5 protein-coding genes are annotated in these 4,726 nt (G+C 60.8%); 4 read left to right on the top strand and 1 reads right to left on the bottom strand.

Annotated elements, in window-relative coordinates; genetic code table 11:
- Positions 1-405 precede the first annotated feature (405 nt).
- Positions 406-1,488, bottom strand: coding sequence for an IS110 family RNA-guided transposase (locus tag EV140_RS00605; protein WP_130280064.1), 1,083 nt, complete (start codon positions 1,486-1,488; stop codon positions 406-408).
- A 150-nt stretch (positions 1,489-1,638) separates the two neighbouring features.
- Between EV140_RS00605 and EV140_RS00600 the strand changes: the two genes are divergently transcribed.
- The 4 genes from EV140_RS00600 to EV140_RS00585 all read left to right on the top strand — a co-directional run bounded on the left by EV140_RS00600 (position 1,639) and on the right by EV140_RS00585 (position 4,528).
- Complete coding sequence (locus tag EV140_RS00600; RefSeq protein WP_130280062.1) at positions 1,639-2,343, top strand: GntR family transcriptional regulator; 705 nt, start codon at positions 1,639-1,641, stop codon at positions 2,341-2,343.
- Positions 2,340-2,756, top strand: a complete 417-nt coding sequence (locus tag EV140_RS00595; RefSeq protein ID WP_130280060.1) for a carboxymuconolactone decarboxylase family protein — start codon at positions 2,340-2,342, stop codon at positions 2,754-2,756. Before EV140_RS00600 ends, EV140_RS00595 begins: the two co-directional genes overlap by 4 nt.
- Positions 2,757-2,903: 147 nt before the next feature.
- Positions 2,904-4,016 (top strand): alpha/beta fold hydrolase, encoded by a 1,113-nt coding sequence (locus EV140_RS00590; RefSeq protein WP_157985569.1) that lies wholly within the window; start codon positions 2,904-2,906, stop codon positions 4,014-4,016.
- Positions 4,013-4,528: a type II 3-dehydroquinate dehydratase gene (locus EV140_RS00585; RefSeq protein WP_198674310.1), complete on the top strand. Its 516-nt coding sequence runs from the start codon at positions 4,013-4,015 to the stop codon at positions 4,526-4,528. Before EV140_RS00590 ends, EV140_RS00585 begins: the two co-directional genes overlap by 4 nt.
- The last annotated feature ends 198 nt before the right edge of the window (positions 4,529-4,726 follow it).

Below are 4,726 nucleotides of genomic sequence, written 5' to 3'. Positions count from 1 at the left end.
GGGAGCGTAGGAACTTCCATCCTGGAAGGCCCCGCCGCCTATCCCGCCACCGGCACGCCCGAACCACTCACCCCCGCTTCATGACGAAGAGCCACTAAACACCTGATATGTGTCTGGTTTTTGTCAAGTGGCAGGGGTAAGAGCGCCCGGAGTGATCATGCTCCGGGCGCTCTTTCGTGTGGTCGGCGCGGGCGGCGTGGGTGTCGTGCGTGTCGTGGGCGACGCGCGGTCAGACTGATATGCGCGGGTTGGTTACCGCAGGACGTGCTGTTCGGCTGGAGCGGTTCCGCTTGTCTAGGATCGAGCGTCGCCTGCCCTTCGGGCGGGCTGCTCATAGCTGTTCCGCGGGTCGCTCCTCGCGCTGCCGTCACCTGCCGTCTGAACCGACCGGTCAGGGGGCCCAGGTCAGTCGGGCATCACGGCCAGGGACCAGCACCAGCCGGCGAGCTCGCGGGCGATGGCGACGTTCGCGATCGTGGGCCGCTTCTTGCGTGCGGTGAAGTGCTGCCATTTCTGATGCAGGCGCCGGTTGCCGTCTTCGCCGCGGGACGCGGCGAGGCTGGGCGCGGCAGCCCACCGGGCCTGCATCACCGCTCCGGGCCGATAGGGCTTGCGGTGATGCCAGGCGGCCTCGACCAGCAGGCGGCGGGCGTGAGTGTTGCCGGTTTTGGTGATCGAGCCTTGCGAGCGTGACTGTCCGGAGGAGTGCTCTGAGGGCACCAGCCCGACGAACGCTCCGATGCTGGATCCGGTGAAGCGCTCCCAGTTGCCGATCTCGACCGCGAGGCCGAACCCGGTCAAGGTCGAGATCCCGCGCAAGCACCCCAGGCGTCGCACCACGGGCGCGTAGTTGCTGGTCGCGGCCATCTGCTCGATGATCGCGTCGAGTCGGTCTTTGCGGGCGCGCACCTGCTGCACCGCTTCGTAGTCGGCATCGAACGCGGCCTGCAGTCCGGGATGGTCGAACCTCTGCCGACGCAGCCAGGCATCATGCGCGCCGGTCCACGCCTGTTTGCCGTCATAGATGATCCCATGGCGCAACAGCAGCTTCGAGAGCCGATGCCGTGCAGCCATCAGCTCACCCCGATTGTCCTCCCTGGCTCGCACCAGGTCGCGTGCGGTTTCCTGCTCGATCGTGGGCACGGCAACCGCGACGATCTCTCCCAGTCGCAGCAGTCTTGCCAAATGCATCGCGTCCCTGGCATCGGTCTTGACTCGATCCCCGACCGGGCGCTGCAACTTCGACGGCGCCGCCACGAGGCACTCGATGCCCCCGGCGGTGAACAAGCGGGCCAAAGCGAACCCGGTCGGCCCGGCCTCATACGTCACCGCCGCCGGCTGCGGCAGGCTCCGCACCCACTCCAAAACTGCCGCGGGGTCGTAGCCGAAACGGTGACGGATCACTTCCCCGGTGTCCTCATCGATCGCGCATCCCACGACACTGCGCGCGTGCACGTCCAAACCGACGCTCGTACGCTGGAATCTCAACTGGGGCCTCCATTCGCCTGGTGGATAGGCCAGCCCTCAACAGCTGGCAACCCACGAATACGCGAATCGAGGCCCCAGCCTCAAGAACCCGACCGAACACCCATATCGTCTAGGGTACAATGACGGTAATACGGTATTAGGAGAGTGTGGATGATAGTCAGACATGGTGCGCCGTTGCGAGAGCAAGCTGTTGAAGAGATACGGGCGCATATCGTAGATGGGACTTACCTGCCTGGCGTTCGCCTGAAGGAAAAGGATCTCTGCGAAACCTACGAGGTGAGTCGCACCGTCATCCGGGAGACTCTGCGGCAGTTGGAATCAGAACGGTTGGTGCGCATCGAGCCGAACGTGGGCCCCATAGTGTGCGTGTTGAGCAGAAGTGAGGTGAAGGATCTATACCAGACGCGTGAGATCCTTGAGGCCACTGCCGCTCGACTGGCCGCTAGCGCTGCCTCCGCAGCGCAGGTGCTTGAGCTCGAGGGGATCTGCGACGAAATCGCTCTAGCTGACCATGCGGATTTGCAGCGTCTCATTGTGATGAAGAACCGTTTCTATGACGCACTTATGGCGGCATCGGGCAACAAAGTGATTGCTGAGATGTTGCAGAACATACAGGCGCGGATCAGCCAGTTGCGGCGGCTAACTTTAGGTTCTCCGGGGCGCCATGAGCAGACGGTGCAGGAGTTGGCCAAGGTGGTTCAGGCGATCAAGGACCGGGACGCTGATGCTGCTTTTGGTGCGACCGTCGCCCATGTCAAATCTGCTGCGGAGATCGCTATGCGACACTTCGACGGCACACCTCTCCTTCCCGGTGCATTTGCGCATTCGACTACCAGCACAAAGGAAATTCCATGACCGAAAACCATGAAGCTCAGTCCTATATCGATGAGATGGCCACCAAGCGTGGATACGTGCTCGATTACCACAAAATCATGGCCAAGCACGACTTTGAGGTCCTTAAGGCCGCTAACGGGTTGGTCAACGCCGCCTATTTGAATGAGCGTAGCTTGGATCGTAAGGTGAAGGAGCTGATCTTTATCTGCAGCCTGACGGTTTTGAAGGCACCAAAGGGGCAAATCGAAAGCCACATCCGCGTCGGGCTGGATCTCGGGCTCAGTCCTCAGGAGATCCTGGAGGCAATCGAAATCGCCTTGCCGGAGGCAGGGGTTGTGGCATTCCAGATCGGCTTCGACGCGTGGAAGTCGGTGGTCGGCGCCACTGGCATTGAACCCACTGTTCAGGTACACGACGCCGGTTCTGTCAACTGATCGATGTTCCCTCAGGATCTTACCGCTCGGCTCGCCTCTGATCAGGAGTTGCGCGAGCTTGGATCGAACACTGACGTAGCGTTCTGCTTAACCGTTCTCGGGGTGGAGTCGTGCACAGTGTCGATGCGCAACGGTTCCGTATGGACTGTGCCGACTGCCGCCTCTCAAGCAGTCTTCACGATCATGCTCGATGCAGATGATTGGCGGTTCCTGCTCAGCGCCTCGCCTGCGCCGCGAACCCAACATGTGTTGGCATTCCTCGCCCCGCGAGGTACTGGAGAAGTGCTGGGGGACCGCGAGGCTTTTGCTCAGCATCTCCATCTGGTGCGCCGCGTCATAGAGCTGATTCGTAGTTCGACCAGCGCAAGCCAGCCGACGCCAGTGGCTTTGGATGAGGTTGTCGGACGCTACCTCGCCGTAGAGGTTGCTGGTTGGGGTACCTGCAGCATCTATTACGAGACCGCCGGGCGCGGTACGCCCTTGCTGTTGCTCGCTACAGCTGGCTCAGACACCCGCCAATATCACGGCCTGATGTCCGATCCTGCGTTGACGTCGCGGTTCCAGCTCATCGCCTTTGACCTGCCCTGGCATGGAAAGTCGAACCCTCCCGGCGGCAAACGCAATACCGATTACGTGCTGAACTCACAGACTTACACGGACTGCATCGCCGGCGTAATCCGGGCTTTGAACTTGCCCGAGGTCCCAGTGATCGTCGGTGCTTCCATGGCCGGTGCAGTAGTGGTGGAAATGGTGGCGCGGCACCCGCACCTAGTGCGGGGAGCAGTGAGTTCTCAGGCCGGGCCACGAGTAGCCAATCGACACACTCCTTGGTTGCGTAACCCGAAGGTCAATCAGACGTTGCATGTACCCGAGTGGACGTACGGATTAATGTCTCCGGAGTCCCCGAAGGAAGACCGGGACCGTGTTTGGTGGGGATATTCCCAGGGCGGATTCTCTGTCTACGAACGGGACATCGCGTACTACTCCACCTGCTGGGACATCACCAAAGTCGAGCACATGTTCACGCAAAACACTCCGCCCGTGGTCTTGCTGAGCGGGGTCTACGACTACTCCGTCCCTCCTGATGCCACCCGCGAACTCGCCGCCCGGATCCCGGGTTCCGTCGTGAGAGAGATGCCGGAACTTGGACACTTTCCCCACGCCGAGAACGCACCTGTGTTCGCCACCCACCTCCTGTGGGCACTGGACTACATCCAGACCCGCGTCAACTCAACTCAAGTAAACGAGGCAATGCTGTGACTGAATCAATCCGCCAAGGAACCCGACGACACAAGATCGTCATCATCGATGGACCTAACATGACCAATCTGGGGGCACGGAACAAGAAGGTCTATGGGGCCATCAACTCGATAGAGGAACTCCAACTGTTCTCCGAGGAGTTCGGTGACCGGATCGGCGTCGAAGTCGAAACCTTCGTCTCAAACTTCGAGGGCGCCATTCTGGAGTACATCCACGCCACCGCTACAACAGCTGACGCTTTCATCATCAATCCAGCCGGGCTCACAGAGATCGGCATTCCGACCAAGCACGCCCTGTCTGAGACTAGCAAGCCGGTCGTCGAAGTCCATTTCGCAAATGTCGACGCACCTCCTACCGCCCCGCGGGGTTTGCCCATCGGTCCCTGGGACTCCGTGTTCCGCTCCAGCGTGACCGGTGTGGCCATGGGAATGCGCCAGTACAGCTACTCGTCCGCCATCTTGGGACTAGCGATGGCCTTGGACGACGAAACCTTCCTCGGCGCGGATCTCTGACCAGCTCGGCCGGCACAACCTGAAGAAGGCCCCGCGGGACCTGCTAGGGCCCTCTGAGCCCTAGCCGGGTTTCTGCGTAAACAAACACAAACACAGTGCCGGTACGACGGTATTCTGGTATTATCGTAACATCAACATGATCGGTATACCTTTCCCGGAGGAAACGATGACAATGAAGTCGACACGCACACGTAAGGC

This window comes from Microcella alkaliphila, assembly GCF_004216855.1.
Lineage (GTDB): Bacteria > Actinomycetota > Actinomycetes > Actinomycetales > Microbacteriaceae > Microcella > Microcella alkaliphila.
This window is presented reverse-complemented; position numbering and strand designations above follow the sequence as displayed.

Coding starts and splice junctions, on each gene's coding strand:
- EV140_RS00600 (WP_130280062.1), top strand. CDS start 1,639: ATGATAGTCAGACATGGTGCGCCGTTGCGAGAGCAAGCTGTTGAAGAG.
- EV140_RS00595 (WP_130280060.1), top strand. CDS start 2,340: ATGACCGAAAACCATGAAGCTCAGTCCTATATCGATGAGATGGCCACC.